The sequence below is a fragment of the Bordetella muralis genome (genome assembly GCF_965139205.1).
Lineage (GTDB): Bacteria > Pseudomonadota > Gammaproteobacteria > Burkholderiales > Burkholderiaceae_B > Bordetella_A > Bordetella_A muralis.
The window spans coordinates 402,424-417,514 of record NZ_CBCSIU010000001.1 but is presented as its reverse complement, the minus strand read 5'-3'; the positions used below and the strand labels follow the sequence as shown (position 1 = coordinate 417,514).

General features: G+C 57.8%; 13 protein-coding genes. 12 read left to right on the top strand and 1 reads right to left on the bottom strand.

Going from position 1 to position 15,091, the window contains the following annotated elements:
- The first annotated feature begins 19 nt into the window (after positions 1-19).
- Both ACNA0I_RS01950 and ACNA0I_RS01945 read left to right on the top strand, forming a co-directional pair.
- Positions 20-838, top strand: coding sequence for a glucose 1-dehydrogenase (locus ACNA0I_RS01950; protein WP_415804369.1), 819 nt, complete (start codon positions 20-22; stop codon positions 836-838).
- 4 nt (positions 839-842) lie between these two features.
- Positions 843-2,663, top strand: a complete 1,821-nt coding sequence (locus ACNA0I_RS01945) for a glycoside hydrolase family 15 protein (RefSeq protein WP_415804368.1) — start codon at positions 843-845, stop codon at positions 2,661-2,663.
- 74 nt (positions 2,664-2,737) lie between these two features.
- On the opposite strand, the gene ACNA0I_RS01940 is transcribed toward ACNA0I_RS01945, so the two are convergent.
- Positions 2,738-3,385, bottom strand: coding sequence for a class I SAM-dependent DNA methyltransferase (locus tag ACNA0I_RS01940; RefSeq protein WP_415804367.1), 648 nt, complete (start codon positions 3,383-3,385; stop codon positions 2,738-2,740).
- Between the two features lie 264 nt (positions 3,386-3,649).
- Between ACNA0I_RS01940 and ACNA0I_RS01935 the strand changes: the two genes are divergently transcribed.
- The 10 genes from ACNA0I_RS01935 (at position 3,650) to ACNA0I_RS01890 (ending at position 15,090) form a co-directional block, all read left to right on the top strand.
- Entirely contained in the window at positions 3,650-4,255 is a 606-nt protein-coding gene (locus ACNA0I_RS01935) for a cupin domain-containing protein (protein WP_415804366.1), read from the top strand.
- 96 nt (positions 4,256-4,351) lie between these two features.
- The gene (locus tag ACNA0I_RS01930) at positions 4,352-5,290 is read left to right on the top strand and encodes an ABC transporter permease (protein WP_415804365.1); all 939 of its coding nucleotides are present in this window, start codon (positions 4,352-4,354) and stop codon (positions 5,288-5,290) included.
- Positions 5,291-5,299: 9 nt separating this feature from the next.
- Positions 5,300-6,238 carry an ABC transporter permease gene (locus tag ACNA0I_RS01925; RefSeq protein ID WP_415804364.1) on the top strand — a complete coding sequence of 313 codons (939 nt, stop codon included), beginning with the start codon at positions 5,300-5,302 and terminating at the stop codon, positions 6,236-6,238.
- 40 nt (positions 6,239-6,278) lie between these two features.
- Entirely contained in the window at positions 6,279-7,871 is a 1,593-nt protein-coding gene (locus ACNA0I_RS01920; RefSeq protein WP_415804363.1) for an ABC transporter substrate-binding protein, read from the top strand.
- A gap of 21 nt (positions 7,872-7,892) precedes the next feature.
- Positions 7,893-9,338 carry an amidohydrolase family protein gene (locus tag ACNA0I_RS01915; protein ID WP_415804362.1) on the top strand — a complete coding sequence of 482 codons (1,446 nt, stop codon included), beginning with the start codon at positions 7,893-7,895 and terminating at the stop codon, positions 9,336-9,338.
- A 9-nt stretch (positions 9,339-9,347) separates the two neighbouring features.
- Entirely contained in the window at positions 9,348-10,328 is a 981-nt protein-coding gene (locus ACNA0I_RS01910; RefSeq protein ID WP_415804361.1) for an ABC transporter ATP-binding protein, read from the top strand.
- Positions 10,325-11,392: an ABC transporter ATP-binding protein gene (locus ACNA0I_RS01905; RefSeq protein WP_415804360.1), complete on the top strand. Its 1,068-nt coding sequence runs from the start codon at positions 10,325-10,327 to the stop codon at positions 11,390-11,392. The genes ACNA0I_RS01910 and ACNA0I_RS01905 overlap by 4 nt, the downstream gene beginning before the upstream one ends.
- Before the next feature lie 10 nt (positions 11,393-11,402).
- The gene (locus tag ACNA0I_RS01900) at positions 11,403-12,317 is read left to right on the top strand and encodes a DMT family transporter (protein WP_415804359.1); all 915 of its coding nucleotides are present in this window, start codon (positions 11,403-11,405) and stop codon (positions 12,315-12,317) included.
- Between the two features lie 576 nt (positions 12,318-12,893).
- Positions 12,894-13,859 carry an ABC transporter substrate-binding protein gene (locus tag ACNA0I_RS01895; protein WP_415804358.1) on the top strand — a complete coding sequence of 322 codons (966 nt, stop codon included), beginning with the start codon at positions 12,894-12,896 and terminating at the stop codon, positions 13,857-13,859.
- Between the two features lie 202 nt (positions 13,860-14,061).
- Complete coding sequence (locus ACNA0I_RS01890; RefSeq protein WP_415804357.1) at positions 14,062-15,090, top strand: quaternary amine ABC transporter ATP-binding protein; 1,029 nt, start codon at positions 14,062-14,064, stop codon at positions 15,088-15,090.
- Position 15,091 lies beyond the last annotated feature (1 nt).

Genomic DNA, 15,091 nt, shown 5'->3' with positions numbered 1-15,091 from the left:
CCGCCGCAAGGAGAGCACTATGCGGCATGCGGTAGATCTGTCCGGGCGCGTGGCTATTGTCACCGGCGCCAACTCAGGGATCGGGCGTGGCATCGCCCTGGAATTGGCGGCAGCGGGAGCACGCGTAGTCGTCAACCACCGTCCCAACGAAGACTCCGAGCGACGGGGTGTCGAGGTCGTGCAGGAAATTGCCCGCGCGGGGGGCCAGGCCGTCCCCGCTGCGGCCGACATCAGCCGCGAAGAAGACGTCGAGCATCTGTTCCAGGTCGCTGTGGATCATTACCAAGGCATCGACATCCTGGTCAACAACGCCGGCATCGAACAGCCGGCAGCCATTCAGGACATGACGCTGGCGCAATGGCAGAAAGTCATCGACATCAACCTGACCGGCCAATTCTTGTGTGCCCGCGCCGCGGCCAGGGCCTTTCTGAATCGCGAATCCTCGCCGTCGAGCAACGCAGCTGTCGGCAAGATCATTTTCATCAGCTCGGTCCACGAGGTCATTCCCTGGGCATTCCAGGCCAACTATGCAGCGTCCAAAGGAGGCGTGTCACTGTTGATGCAATCGTTGGCGCAAGAGCTCGCTCCGATGAAGATTCGCGTCAATTCTGTAGCGCCCGGAGCGATACGCACGCCCATCAACGCGCCCGCCTGGAACACACCGGAAAGCCTGGCATCGCTGCTCAAACTGATTCCGTACGGGCGTATAGGCGAACCGGAGGACGTGGCGCGTGCCGTCGCCTGGTTGGCCAGCGACGATTCCGACTACGTCACCGGTTCCACGCTGTTCGTCGATGGCGGTATGACGTTGTATCCTGCGTTTCGCGGTGCGGGGTGATCCTATGTCAAAGCCCATTGAGGACTATGGCCTGATCGGCAACATGCTGTCCGCCGCGTTGGTGGCGCGCGATGGCTCCATCGATTGGCTCTGCTTGCCGCATTTCGATTCGCCGGCGTGCTTTGCCGCCTTGCTGGGTGATGAGAACCATGGCCGCTGGCTGGTGGCGCCCAGCCAATCGGGATGTACCGCCACGCGTCGCTATCTGCCTGATACCGCCGTGCTGGAAACCCGCCATGAGACGCCCTCCGGTGTCGTGCACGTGTACGACTTCATGCCGTTGAGCGATGAAGAAGAACGGGTGGATGTGGTGCGCATTGTGCAAGGCGAGTCGGGCCAGGTCGACATGAACATGGAATTGACGCTGCGCTTTAACTATGGGCAGGCGGTTCCGTGGGTGCGACGGCGCGATTACGGCTTGAGCGCCATCGCCGGGCCCGATGCTGTCGAGCTGCACACGCCCGTGCCACTGGAAGGCCGCGACATGAAAAGCGTGGCTTGCTTCACGGTTCGGGAAGGCGAGACCGTGCCTTTTACCCTGTCGTACCATCGTTCGCACAAGACCCCGCATTTTGTGCCTGATCGCATGGAAAGTATGGACCGCACCATTGCGTGGTGGCACGAATGGGCCAAGCGATGCCATTGGGACAACGGTCCAGGCGCGCGGCGTGACGCGGTGGTGCGATCGCTGATCACGCTGAAGCTGCTGACTTTTCAGCCGACCGGCGGCATCGTGGCGGCACCCACGACTTCGTTGCCCGAACAGCTGGGCGGCAGCCGCAACTGGGATTACCGACACTGCTGGCTGCGCGATTCGGCGCTGACGCTGTATGCCTTGCTGAACGCCGGTTATCGGGAGGAGGCCGAGGCCTGGCGGCAATGGTTGCTGCGTGCGGCCGCCGGCCATCCCAACCAACTGCAGATCATGTATGGCATCGCGGGAGAGCGCTGGTTGCCCGAGCACGATATCCCCTGGCTGCCGGGCTATGAGGGCAGTGCGCCCGTGCGCCTGGGCAATGGCGCGGCAGGTCAGATGCAGTTGGATGTGTATGGTGAACTGATCGAGACCCTGCATGCCGCGCGAGTGGCCGACCTGGCGCCTCTGGCCGAGGCCTGGCGTATGCAGAAGGTCTTGCTCAAGCCGCTCGAAGATCTATGGCGACAGCCGGATCATGGCATCTGGGAAGTACGCGGGCCACCGCGGGCATTCACGCATTCGCGGCTGATGTGCTGGGTGGCATTGGATCGCACCGTGAAGTCTTGTGAACGCTTCGGCCTGGAAGGCCCGGTGGACCGCTGGCGTGCATTGGCCGCAGAGATCCGCGAGGACATATGCACGCATGGCTACGACGCGGGACGCAATACCTTCGTGCAGTATTACGGCGGCACGGCGCTGGACGCCAGCTTGCTGTTGATTCCGCAGGTTGGCTTTCTACCGGCAGACGACCCACGCGTGGCGGGCACCGTGCAGGCGATCGAGCGCGAGTTGCTGCGCGACGGACTGCTGCTGCGCTATTCGACCGAGCATAGCGACGATGGCCTGCCAGGCGACGAAGGCGTGTTCCTGGTATGCAGCTTCTGGCTGGCCGACGCCTACATCATGCAGGGGCGGCTGGATGACGCGCATCGCTTGTTTGATCGTCTGTTGTCGTTGCGCAATGATCTGGGACTTTTGGCCGAAGAGTATGACGTGGTGCGCAAGCGCCTGGTTGGCAATTTCCCGCAGGGTTTTTCGCATATCGGTTTGGTCAATACAGCCTATAACCTGAGTGCTGCGGGCGGCCCGGCGCGCCAGCGTTCATCGCGCGACGCGCCGCAGGAATGAGGGTGCATACGTTTTGGTGCTGACTATCCTGTCGCTAGATTGCCGGTTGATTTGAAAACGTTGGCAGCAGATCTTTACGGCGCGTTCTCGGCCGAAAGCGTGGCGCGCCACACGCTGGCCAACCATGGTTGTTGGTCCCTGGGCAAACCGGCGGGACGGTAGTAGTGCGTGATTTCAGTGAAGCCGGCGTTTTCCATATAGCGGCGCCACCTGTCGATATCGTGATATGCGCCGTAGCGGCCGCGATTCCAGCCTTCCTCATTGGCGCCGCGGGGATTAGAAGCAAACAGGACGCCGCCCGTTTTCAGCGCGGCACGTAGATCGGCGAGCACGCGCGGTAGCTCCTGGCTGGGCACATGAAACAGCGATGCATTGGCGTAGATGCCGTCGAAGGAGGCAGTCGGCAGATTGAGCGCTAGAAAGTCTTGATGCCATACTTCGCAGCCTGAAGCCTCGCGCGCCATCTCTGCGAACCGGCTTGCGCCTTCCAGCCCGATGGCATGATGGCCGCGCGCCGCGAAGACGCGGAGGTCCCGTCCCGGGCCACAACCGAAATCCAGGATGCGATACGGTGGCGGTCCCTGGATATTGTCCAGCAGTGCGGCGATGTTTTGGCTGACGTCATGATCGAGCGTACCGGCGCGGAATTCTTCGGCGCGATCTTCGTAATGGCGCAGCGTCTGTTGTGAGATTAGGTTCAGGTCTTCGGCGCTCAGGGGCATGCGGGGGCCTCGCGGTAGAAAGGGAGCCTGAGGCAATTGTTGCACGACTGGCTAGGCGGGACCGGATGCCAAGCTGCTATACCCGCCTGATGTAACGTGAAAAAAAGCATCGTTTTCTTTACAAACACACCGATATTCACGCGGCCACAGTAGTTATTTTCCGTTTTGGGGTTAGTCCTTATATAAAAAATCCGCCAAAAATTTCAGAATTGTGAAAATCAGATCCGTTTTCCAGGTGGTGCAGGTCTCTTTACGGAGCAACCCGTGGTACCGATCGCAGCCCCGCTACAGCCAGAGCAGGACAGCCATGCTGACTCGTCAGCGTGGCTGGGCAACGAAGTCAAGAATCTGCGCAAAGCAAGAGCTTATTCGCTGCAAATGCTGGCGCAGCGGTGCGGAAAGTCGATTGGCTATCTCAGCCAACTGGAACGTGGCTTGGCAAAGCCCACCATCGGCGCAATGCAAGAAATTGCTCGGGCGCTCGGCGTACAGATCAGTTGGTTTTTCCCCGAAGGCAAGCCAGAAGACCCCTCCGATGACGGCATCGTCGTGCGAGCTGAATGCCGCAGGCGGCTGTCCTTTGCATCCGGCATAGCGGACTATCTTCTTTCTCCCAATCTTTCCGGCCAGCTCGAGTTGCTGGTTTGCGTTCTAGACCCAGGTTCGGACAGCGGTGAGGCGTACAGTCATCGCGGCGAGGAAGCCGGCGTCGTCATTCGCGGCACTCTGGAACTGTGGGTGCAAGGTAAGCATTTCGTATTGAACCCAGGCGATAGCTTTTCGTTCCTGAGTAGTGAACCGCATCGTTACTGCAACCCCGGCCTGATACCCACTGAGGTGGTCTGGGCTATTACCCCGCCAACGTATTGACCTGAGCGTCGATGCCCGTCACACGGGCATCACACATTCAGAGCAGACGTGGCGGCTAGTCGCATATTTGATCGATCACACATTCATGGGAAATCTATGCTGAGGCAAACATTGCTACGCCTTTTACTCGCCATCCCAGTGATGTTCGGTGTCTTGCTGATTGGCTTCTTGTTGATGCAGGCCGGTCCAGGAGATGCGGCGATCGTGCGCGCGGGACCTAATGCGACACAAGACGTGATCGAAGCCATTCGCATTGAAATGGGCTTGGACAAGCCGCTGTATGTGCAATTTGCGATTTATGTCTGGCAGCTCCTGCAGGGTAATTTCGGTGTATCACTCATCAATAACGTGCCTGTCATCAACGAGCTGACCAATACGATCGGGCCTACGCTGGAGCTGATGTTTGCCTCGCTGATATGGGCCATTCCCCTGGGTATTTTGCTGGGCACATTAGGCGCGCGTTATCAACGCACATTGTTCGATCGTTTCGTGATGGCATTCTCTACCGCGGGCGTATCCGTGCCGGTTTTCTTTGTCGGCCTCTTGTTGGTGTGGGGCGTGGGTTTCAAATTGCAGTGGCTGCCGTTTACCGGGCGCGCCGGGCCACTGTGGACGCTTGAGGGGGTGAGGGCAATCATTCTTCCGGCGTTGACATTGGGTGGGGTATTCGTCGGACCGGTCGCGCGCATGACGCGAACGGCGGTGATTGATGTGCTTGGCGCAGATCATGTCCGCACCGCGCGGGCCAAGGGTTTGGCAGGCCATGTCGTGATGATGCGCCACGCTCTGCGCAATGCTCTGATTCCAGTGGTGACCTTGCTTGGCTTGCAGATCGGATTTTTGCTGGGCGGAGCGGTTGTCACCGAGACAATCTTCAGTTGGCCGGGCGTGGGCAGGTTAGCCGTAGGCGCGATTCTCTCCAGCGATTTTCCAATGGCTCAGGGCACGATCATTATTCTGGCCCTAGGTTTTATTTTCATCAATCTGACGGTCGATATTTTGTACACCGCACTCGACCCGCGCCTGCGTACTTGAGGAGACGAGATGAACCCTTTCCTCAAACTCGTAAAGCGCGATGCCGTTGCGGTCAGTTCCGTCGCACCTGGTGGTAATGCACAGCCCGTCACCAATGCTGTCGATCCGGTCATTGCAGCCGCGCCCTCGACATTCAGGTTGCTGGTGCGAGATCCCGCTGGCGCGATTTCTTTAACAGTGGTTGTCTTGATTTTTGTCGTGGCCGTGTTCGCGCCCTTGATCGCGCCTCAAGGGCCATGGAGCGGTGACATGGCCAATGCGCTCAAGCCGCCTGGTGAAGTGGGTTGGCTAGGCACGGATTCGCAAGGTCGCGACATGGTTTCCCGCCTGGTCTATGGCTTGCAGACGACCATGCTCATGGCCGTGACAGCCGTGATCGTGGGCTGTACCACCGGTGCGGTGATTGGATTAACAGCGGCTTACTATCCGCCGGTCTCCGGGCTGTTGATGCGCTTGATGGATATTCTGTTGTCGTTTCCAACGATTCTGTTCGGCCTTGCAATCGCCGCGATTCTGGAGCCTGGGTTGTGGGCAGTTGTGGTGGCCTTGTCCATCTCTTCCGTGCCTTTGATGGCACGCGTTGTACGTGGCGCGGCATTGACCGTCTTGCAGCAGGAATATATAGAAAGTGCGAGAGCCCTGGGTGTGAGCGATCTCCACCTTTGGCGGCATCACCTGTTGCCCAACTGTATGTCCTCGATCATGGTGTTTGTCACGCTGCGCTTCGGCCAGGTCATTTTGCTTGGCGCTGCGCTTTCTTTTATTGGCTTAGGCGCTCAGCCGCCGAGTGCGGAGCTGGGCTCGATGGCTTCCGAAGGGCGGACTTTTTTGTTTTTTGCGCCGCATGTCTCTGTGTTGCCCAGTCTGCTCATTTTTATCGTTGTGCTCGCCTTTAACACGCTGGGTGACGCGCTGCGCGATGTACTCGATCCAAAGCTGCGCAGCTAGTTTTCTTCTATCCAGGAACTATAGACCAAGGGGTTTGGCAATGCATTGTTCGAGTCGTTTATCTATTGTATTGAGCACCATGATGGTGGCCGGCGCTGCGCTTCCCGCGATGGCGCAGCAGCCCTCGGTCTTGACTGTGTTACGGGTAGCGGACGCAGACACCTACGACCCGATTCGCACCACTTCCACCCGAATGGGCGAGGTGATGTTCATGCTGGGCGATACCTTGGTCAGTATGGATTACGACCTGAAAACCGTGAAACCCGGATTGGCCGAAAAATGGGAAATCTCCGACGACGGCTTGAGGTATCGGTTTACCTTGCGTCAGGACGTCAAATATTGCGATGGTCGGCCAATGAAGGCCGAAGACGTTGCCTACAGTTTGAAACGTCTTGCCGACCCCGCCAATAAGTCACCGATCAGAAACAAGGTCGGGCCGATCAAGGATGTCGTGGTCGTCGATGACCATACCATTGACTACATCCTGTCCGCGCCTTTCAGCGATACCTTGTATCAGCTTGCACTACCGTTCACGTCGATCGTTGACAAAAACGCGGTGGAGAAATTGGGGCCCAATTTCGGTACGCAAGGCTTTAACGGCACGGGTCCCTATTGTTGGCAGAGTTGGACACCGCGCCAGCAACTGGTGTTGACCAAGAATCCCTATTACAACTGGGGGCCTTCCATCTATAAAAACCCATCGCCTCAGGTCGACCAGATCATTTGGAAGGTGGTGCCGGAATCCAACACGCTGATGGCTGCGATTCAGTCACGCCAGGGTGACACCAGTCAGAACGTACCGACTTTCGCTTTAGAGAGTATGAAGCGCGTACCGGGGATGCAGTTGTCCCATCAGACCGCCGCCATTGATGATTATTTTCTGGGGTTTCGTGTCAACAAACCGGTGATGCAGGATCTGGCTGTTCGCCGGGCAATTAACGCCGCTATCGATCGGGACACGATTGTGAAGGCGATCTATTTCGGGTATGCCGATCCGAGGCGAACGATGGCTAATCCGAACGCCGTAGATTACGACCCCGGTTCAGAAGGCCTGTTGCCTTCCTACGATCCTGCGGCCGCCATGGCCATGCTGGACGAAGCTGGCTGGAAACCGGGTGCCGACGGTATCCGAGAAAAGAACGGCGTGCGCGCATCTTTTCTGGTATATGGAAGCCGCAATGATGTGACGTCACGTCTGGCCGAAACGATCCAGGCCAACCTGCGTAAGGTCGGAATCGATATGCGGATTCAGCTCTGGGACAACACGGCGGTATGGGGCAAGCTGGCGACGCAGGAGTTTGATGCGTTCATTATGAACCTGCCGTACATCACAGTCAGCGAGTGGGCCAATTTCTATTTCCGCAGCGCGCAGATGCCTACCCCCAACAGAATGAATTGGAACGATAAAGAGACGGACGAACTCGCGGCGCAGGCGTCAGCCGCGACCACGGACGAGTCCCGAGTGGCTGCTACGAAGGCGCTGCAAAAGCGTTTGTCGGAACAGGCGGTGTGGGCGCCATTGGTCAATGTGCAGTTGTGGAACGTATCGAATGATCGGGTAGAGGGGATCAAGCCCCACGGTCTGTACGGCGCAGCGCTCTACAAGGGTTTGGACATTCGAGTCAAAAACTGAAAAGGAAATAGGCAACCTATCATGACTATTACCGTTATAAAAAATGCAGAGTTCGTCGTCGGTTGGGATGCGGCTGCAGCTCAGCACGTCTATCTGAACGACGCTGATGTGGCGTTCGATGGCAACGTTATTGTGCATGTGGGACCGGGCTACGTTGCCAAAATCGGCGAGCAGGTGGAAGAGGTCGATGGCCGGGGAAAGATGGTGATGCCAGGGCTCATCAACATTCACTCCCATCCTGCTAGCGAGCCGCTGAACAAGGGGTACACAGACGAAGTGGGATCGCCCGGGCTATACAACTCCGGACTCTACGAAGTGATGCCGTTGATGCGCGGTGATGCAGAAGCTGCTCCGCATTGCCTGAATCAAGCGCTCGGGGAGCTATTGCTTAGCGGAGTCACCACGCTGGTCGATATGTCCGGCACGCACGAAACATGGATCGATGTCATGGCGGCCAGTGGAATTCGGGGCTGTATCGCGCCGCTGTTCAAATCGGCAAAGTGGTACACCCGAAATGGACATCTGGTGGAGTACGACTGGGACGAAAAGGCAGGGGAGCGTAGCATGGAGGCTGCCTTGCAATTGGTCGATAAAGCCTGCGCGCATTCGAGCGGACGGCTGTTCGGGATGGTCACGCCCGCACAGGTCGACACCTGCACGCCTGAGCTGATCAAGGCGAGCCGGCAGGAAGCCGAGCGCCGCAATCTATCGTGGCAAATTCATGCGGCGCAATCCGTGCCCGAATTTCATGAGATGACACGTCGGCATGGTGTTACGCCCGTGCAGTGGCTGCATTCTCTAGGGGTACTGAAGCCGCGCAGCATCGTCGGTCACGGAATTTTCCTGGACGATCATCCTCGGGCGGCCTGGCACACTAAAACGGACCTCTCTATCCTGGCCGACACCGGCTCGACCGTTGCGCATTGCCCGACCATTTTCATGCGCAGAGGCATGGCTTTACGTGACTTCGGCCGTTATCGCAGGGCCGGGGTCAATATGGGCATTGGTACCGATTCTTATCCCCACAATATGACTGACGAGATGCGCCATGTTGCGTATCTGGCGCGATTGATGGCGGATGATCCACGCACCACGACCACGACGGAAATTTTCAACGCGGCCACGACAGGCGGGGCGACGGCGTTGGGACGTGACGATATCGGGCGTCTGGCGGTGGGCGCGAAAGCGGATGTTGTGCTGGTCGACCTCAAGCATCCCATGATGAGCCCGTATCGTGATCCCGTGCGCAGTCTGATCTATGCCGCCGGAGAGCGTGCCATTGATACGGTGTACGTCGACGGCACAAAGGTGGTCGAGAAGGGAGAGGTGCTCACGATCGATCGTGCGGCAGCGGCGGCCGGGGTCCAGGAAGCACAACAGCGCGCGATCGAGAAATTCCCTGGGCTGGACTTGGTGGCCAACCGCTCTATCGCCGACGTTGCGCCGCTGACATTCCCCCTCAACTAGGAGGCCGATATGGCTACACCCGTTCTGGAATTACGGAATCTGGTTACGGCTTTCGATACCCGTTTGGGACAGGTGCGTGCGGTTGATGGGGTCAGCTTGACGCTGGAGGCAGGACGCACCTTGGGTATCGTGGGCGAAAGCGGCTCGGGTAAAAGCATGCTCTCGCTGTCCATCATGGGCTTGGTTCCGCCGCCAGGACGGGTACGCGAAGGGCAGGTGTTATTGGAAGGCGTGGATCTGCGCACACAGTCTGAACGGCAGATGCGCAGCATACGTGGCAATCGTATTGCGATGGTTTTTCAAGAGCCCATGACGAGCTTGAATCCGGTGCATACGGTGGGCTTTCAGATTATGGAAGCCGTACGGGCGCACCACCATTTGCCGGCGAGCGAGCTCAAGACGATGGCTATAGAGTCGCTTCGCAAGGTGCGCATCTCCGCACCAGAGCGACGTTTTAGCGAGTATCCGCATCAGCTGTCCGGCGGCATGCGCCAGCGCGTGATGATTGCAATGGCGCTGGCTTGCAAGCCTACTGTGCTGATTGCCGATGAGCCCACAACGGCGCTGGATGTGACCATTCAAGCGCAGATCCTTAGTCTGTTGCGCGACCTGCAGCAGGACACCGGCATGGCCATTATTCTGATCACGCATGATCTTGGGGTGGTGGCACAGTGTGCAGACGACGTGGCGGTCATGTATGCGGGCAAGGTCGTCGAGTCGGGATCTGCGGCTGCGATTTTCGAGGATTCTCAGCACCCGTATACCCTGGGGCTCATGGCGTCGCTGCCGCGGATGGATGTGGATGTGGAGAGGCTGCTGACCATCTCCGGCACGGTGCCGCCGCCGTTCAATTATCCCGCCGGGTGCCGATATAACCCGCGCTGCCTATTCGCTACCGATCAGTGTCGCCACGACCCTCCGGTGCTCGAGTCGTTGGGTGATTCGCACCGTGCATCCTGTTGGAATATGCCCTTGGAGCAACACGTATGACGACGCCTTTGCTGGAACTCAGAAGTGTGTCCAAGCGCTATCCCGTATATGACGGCATGGTGCTGCGCAGGCAGGTTGGTGCCGTTCAAGCAGTGGACAATGTCAGCATGACGTTGATGCGTGGCGAAACGCTGGCGATTGTCGGGGAAACAGGTTGCGGTAAGTCGACCACGGCGAGGCTGGCCATGCGGCTAATTGAAGCCACCGCAGGGCAGGTGTTCTTCGAGGGGCAGGACATTACCCGTTGTACACGCGCCGAGATGAATCCCTTGCGCAAAAGCATGCAGATTGTTTTTCAAGATCCCTACGCGAGTTTAAATCCCAGAATGACGGTGGGTGAGATTTTGTCTGAGCCGCTCAATGTGCACCGGGTGGGCGATGCCGTATCGCGCAAGCGTCGAGTAGAGGAATTGCTGCGTCTGGTGGACCTGGCGCCCTATCACGCAGAGCGATATCCCCACCAATTTTCCGGAGGGCAACGTCAACGTGTCGGTATTGCACGCGCCCTCGCTTTGTCGCCCAAACTGATCGTGTGTGACGAACCCGTATCCGCGTTGGACGTGTCCATTCAGGCGCAGATCGTCAATCTGCTCAAAGACCTGCAGCATCGATTCGATTTTTCCTATCTGTTTATTTCGCATGGCTTGGCCGTGGTCCGCCACATTGCAGATCGTGTCGGCGTGATGTATCTCGGACAACTGGTTGAAATAGGCAGCAAGCAGGACATTTATCGCAATCCTCGTCACCCGTATACACAGGCGTTACTGGCTGCGGCACCCGACCCGAATCCCGCCGCACGTCATAACGTTGCCCCGGTGGCTGGCGATATTCCCAGCGCGATCAACCCGCCCTCGGGCTGTCGGTTTCATACGCGTTGTCCCATGGCACAAGATCGCTGCAAGGCCGAAACGCCCACACTGCGCGAGATGTCCACGGGCCATCAAGCGGCCTGCCATTTTGCGGAAGATACGCCGGTGTACGAGGCTGCCCGGCACACGCAACACCCCACGCCGGGGTTGTTGATGCGCCAGGCGATATATGCGAGTAGGCGGGCGGCTGCCTAGTCCTTTCAACATGTCGACGCCGCGCCTTTCCGCGCCTATTGCCCAGGCCCGTCCTGTTGACGTGCAACTGAGTCGGGGCATTATCAGCATGTTGGTGGCCATGGGTGCGTTCATGCTGATGAACGCGTTCGTCAAATTGGCCATTGAAGCCTATCCGTTTGGCCAAGTGCTGTTCTTGCGCAGTGCCTTTGCGCTCATTCCTGCGTTTTGCGTGCTGCGATGGCAGGGTGGGTTATCCACGCTGCGCTGCGGCCGACCGAGCACTATGTTCTACCTGTCCGCCTTGGTGGTAGGGTCTATGGTGACCTCGTTCTGGGCTTATCATCTGCTGCCCTTTTCTGATGCGACTTTTTATTCATTTGTTGGCCCCTTGATGATCACCGCATTGTCGGCACCGATGTTGGGTGAGCGCGTGGGCATGAACCGTTGGAGCGCTGTACTGCTGGGGTTTGCCGGTATTGTCTTGATTACGCCGCCAGGCCAGGGGGCGTTGAGCCTGGGAGTCGCCATCGCACTATTGAGTGCCTTTTTATATGCAGTGGGCATGGTCATGATTCGCCGATCAAGCGGTAGCGAACATCCCTTGGCTATCGTGTTCTATTTCACATTATTGGCTACGGTCGTGGGCGCACTGTGGCTGCCGCTCGGATGGCGGCAACCCGATTGGTATGGTTGGGCATTGATGGGTGGCGCCGGTATATCCGGCGCCATTGGCCAATATCAGCAGACGCAAGCCTTTCGGATGGCGCCTCCGTCGTTATGCGGCGCCGTCAGCTATGTTCGAATCGTCATGGCCGTTGCGCTCGGCTATTTGATCTGGGGTGAAGTGCCGCTGCCCATCACCTTTCTGGGAAGCGCCATTGTGATTGGCAGCGGTCTTTATCTCACGTATTACGAATGGCGTTTGAGGCGGAGCAGCCAATAGCGTGGGCATGGGATTTTTGAATGGTGCGAGCCGTGAGGATATATCTGGATTCTCACGGCTCGCGAGGCCTCTCAATTTGCGGCGACGTTAGCCTTTATCTCCAGGCACATCGGCAAGATCGAGCAATTAAACAAGACAAGAAAGCTCGATGCGGGTATCATGCGCATGTTGTTTATCAATAAAACGGCTCAAAAAGCCGGCCAAATGCCGTGTACGCGGCGCCCTTGCTGTTCAAGATTATCTACGTGCCTGGCGCACAGTTGCGAGATCGCTTTCGTCGCGCGACTATGCCTGGGTAACGCTGGAATGCGTAATCCGACTCGATTTGTCTGAAGTACATCCGGCATTCTGAACCGTGTGGTTCTACTGTGTTGGCAACGTGTTTGCCAACGCCTCTTCTATTGGCGCGCGCCGACGAACAGCGCTTGGTTTTGCTGGCCAGAAGGTCTCGCAGCGCGATAGAGGTAGTAGTCATTCTGATGAATGCATTGGCATTGCCATGGGCATTGCCGATGCACGCATCAAAACCTCGAAAGGGTGATTCGTCGTCCTTTCACACATGGAGGAAATATCCCGTTGTCCATCACTAAAAAATTCAGCGCTGGCATGTTGGTGCTCGCCGTTGTGATCGGTGCCCCTGTACAGGCATTCACCCCGGAATCAAGCGACCCGATCAAAATCGCGGACAATAACTGGTCGAGCCAAAAAGTGCTCGCTCGTGTCGCTCAACAATTGCTTGAAAAGCTAGGCTACGAAACCAAAGTGGTGCCGGCCGATAGCCAAGGGCAATATGCGGCAATGGGCTTGGGCGATCTGGATTTGCAGATGGAGATCTGGGAAGGGACCATGCACAACAGCTTCATGAAGGAAGTCAAAGCTGGACGCATGGTCGACTTGGGCAGTCACACCGCGACAACGCGCGAGGACTGGTGGTATCCGGAATACATGGAAGAAATCTGCCCCGGTTTGCCAGACTGGAAAGCATTGAATGCATGCGCAGAGAAATTTGCCGTGCCCGAGACGGCTCCCAAGGGCCGCTATCTGGCGGGTCCGGTAGACTGGATCAAGCACGACAAAGAAAAAATCGAGGCGTTGGACTTGAACTTCACGGTGGTCAATGCCGGCTCCGCCGCAGCGTTGTTCGGCGAACTCAAGTCGGCCTATGCACGCAAAGAGCCGATCGTGTTGTTCAACTGGGCTCCGAACTGGGTGGGCGCAGAATTCGCCGGTAAATTCGTCGAGTTTCCCGAGCACGAAGCCGCTTGCGTCGAAGACCCGAAATGGGGTGTCAACCCCGATAAAACCTACGATTGCGGCTCACCCAAGGGCGGCTACCTGAAGAAAGGGGCGTGGTCCGGTTTTGAGAAAAAATGGGCCTGCGGTTATCAGTTGATCAAGAACATCGACTTTACCGGCCCGATGATTGATCAAGCAGCGGCACTCGCGGACGTCAAAGGTCTGACGCACGATGCCGCCGCCACCGCATGGATCGAGCAACACCCACAAGAGATCGCAGCCTGGATGCCGGATTGCGCTAAGTAATCCCCCGAGTGCGCGCGACACATCGACGTGGCCGCGCGCACTGTCCTATGGGTATTCGCACGATGATGTGCGTCATCTCAGATCCGTCTAGTACTTTCCGACACTATCTATTTTTGCGCTGAATCAGCCTTGATATCGCCATACCGCTGATCTTGTCGGAAAGTGACCGCGCAGTGCTGCGCGCTATTCGACAGGAATAGTTATGAGTGACTCGGTAAAAATTTCATGCCAAAACCTATGGCACTTGTTTGGCAAGCGCGCCACGGGTTTTCTGGAAAAACACCAGTATCAGCCCACCGACGAGCAGCTCGCCGCGGCAGGGTTGGTCGCCGCCGTCCGTGATGTCAGTTTTGATGTCAACAAGGGCGAGATCCTCATCATCATGGGCCTGAGCGGCTCGGGCAAATCGACGCTGATCCGCTGTTTGACGCGGCTGATAAAGCCGCATGCGGGGCGAGTACTGTTTGATGGTGTCGACCTGTTGCAAGCCTCTCGCGCCAGCTTGACAGATATCCGTCGACGCAAAATGGGTATGGTGTTTCAGAACTTCGGCTTGCTGCCGCACCGCACCGTGCTGGAGAACGTCGCATTTCCGCTGGAAATACAGAACGTTCCTGAATCGACGCGGCTGGCCAAGGCGCAGGAGTTGATTGCCACGGTTGGCCTGGAGGGGCGCGAGCACTATTTCCCCCGGCAGCTATCAGGCGGGCAGCAACAGCGTGTAGGCATCGCTCGCAGCTTGATCGGCGAGTGCGACGTGTGGTTTTTGGATGAGCCATTCTCCGCGCTGGATCCGCTGATCCGCCGCGAGATGCAGGACGAATTCATCAAGCTGCAATCCAAGCTGCATAAATCCATCGTGTTCGTGACGCATGACTTCGATGAGGCCGTGCGCTTGGGCGACCGTATTGCGATCATGAAGGACGGACGTCTGGCGCAGATCGGAACGGCCGAAGAGCTGCTGCTGACGCCGGCCAACGATTACGTCAAACAATTTGTGCAACATGCGCCGCGGGCAAAACTCATTACGACGCAGCGGATCATGACACCAACTGACCCGGCCCATATCACGGTCGCCTCGGATCAGGATGTGATTCGGACGACCGATGTATTGGAGAAAATCGCCAAGCGCGTCATCGCTTCCGAGCGGGCCTTGCCCGTCGTCGACGCGTCGGGAACGCTGGTCGGACAAGTCAGCCGCGAACAAGTGGCAGGAGCGCTGTTCCAATGAG

Bases quoted from the DNA above. Each gene is read 5' to 3' on its own strand.
- ACNA0I_RS01950 (WP_415804369.1), top strand. From the start codon at position 20: ATGCGGCATGCGGTAGATCTGTCCGGGCGCGTGGCTATTGTCACCGGC.
- ACNA0I_RS01945 (WP_415804368.1), top strand. From the start codon at position 843: ATGTCAAAGCCCATTGAGGACTATGGCCTGATCGGCAACATGCTGTCC.
- ACNA0I_RS01940 (WP_415804367.1), bottom strand. From the start codon at position 3,385: ATGCCCCTGAGCGCCGAAGACCTGAACCTAATCTCACAACAGACGCTG.
- ACNA0I_RS01930 (WP_415804365.1), top strand. From the start codon at position 4,352: ATGCTGAGGCAAACATTGCTACGCCTTTTACTCGCCATCCCAGTGATG.
- ACNA0I_RS01925 (WP_415804364.1), top strand. From the start codon at position 5,300: ATGAACCCTTTCCTCAAACTCGTAAAGCGCGATGCCGTTGCGGTCAGT.
- ACNA0I_RS01920 (WP_415804363.1), top strand. From the start codon at position 6,279: ATGCATTGTTCGAGTCGTTTATCTATTGTATTGAGCACCATGATGGTG.
- ACNA0I_RS01915 (WP_415804362.1), top strand. From the start codon at position 7,893: ATGACTATTACCGTTATAAAAAATGCAGAGTTCGTCGTCGGTTGGGAT.
- ACNA0I_RS01910 (WP_415804361.1), top strand. From the start codon at position 9,348: ATGGCTACACCCGTTCTGGAATTACGGAATCTGGTTACGGCTTTCGAT.
- ACNA0I_RS01905 (WP_415804360.1), top strand. From the start codon at position 10,325: ATGACGACGCCTTTGCTGGAACTCAGAAGTGTGTCCAAGCGCTATCCC.
- ACNA0I_RS01900 (WP_415804359.1), top strand. From the start codon at position 11,403: ATGTCGACGCCGCGCCTTTCCGCGCCTATTGCCCAGGCCCGTCCTGTT.
- ACNA0I_RS01890 (WP_415804357.1), top strand. From the start codon at position 14,062: ATGAGTGACTCGGTAAAAATTTCATGCCAAAACCTATGGCACTTGTTT.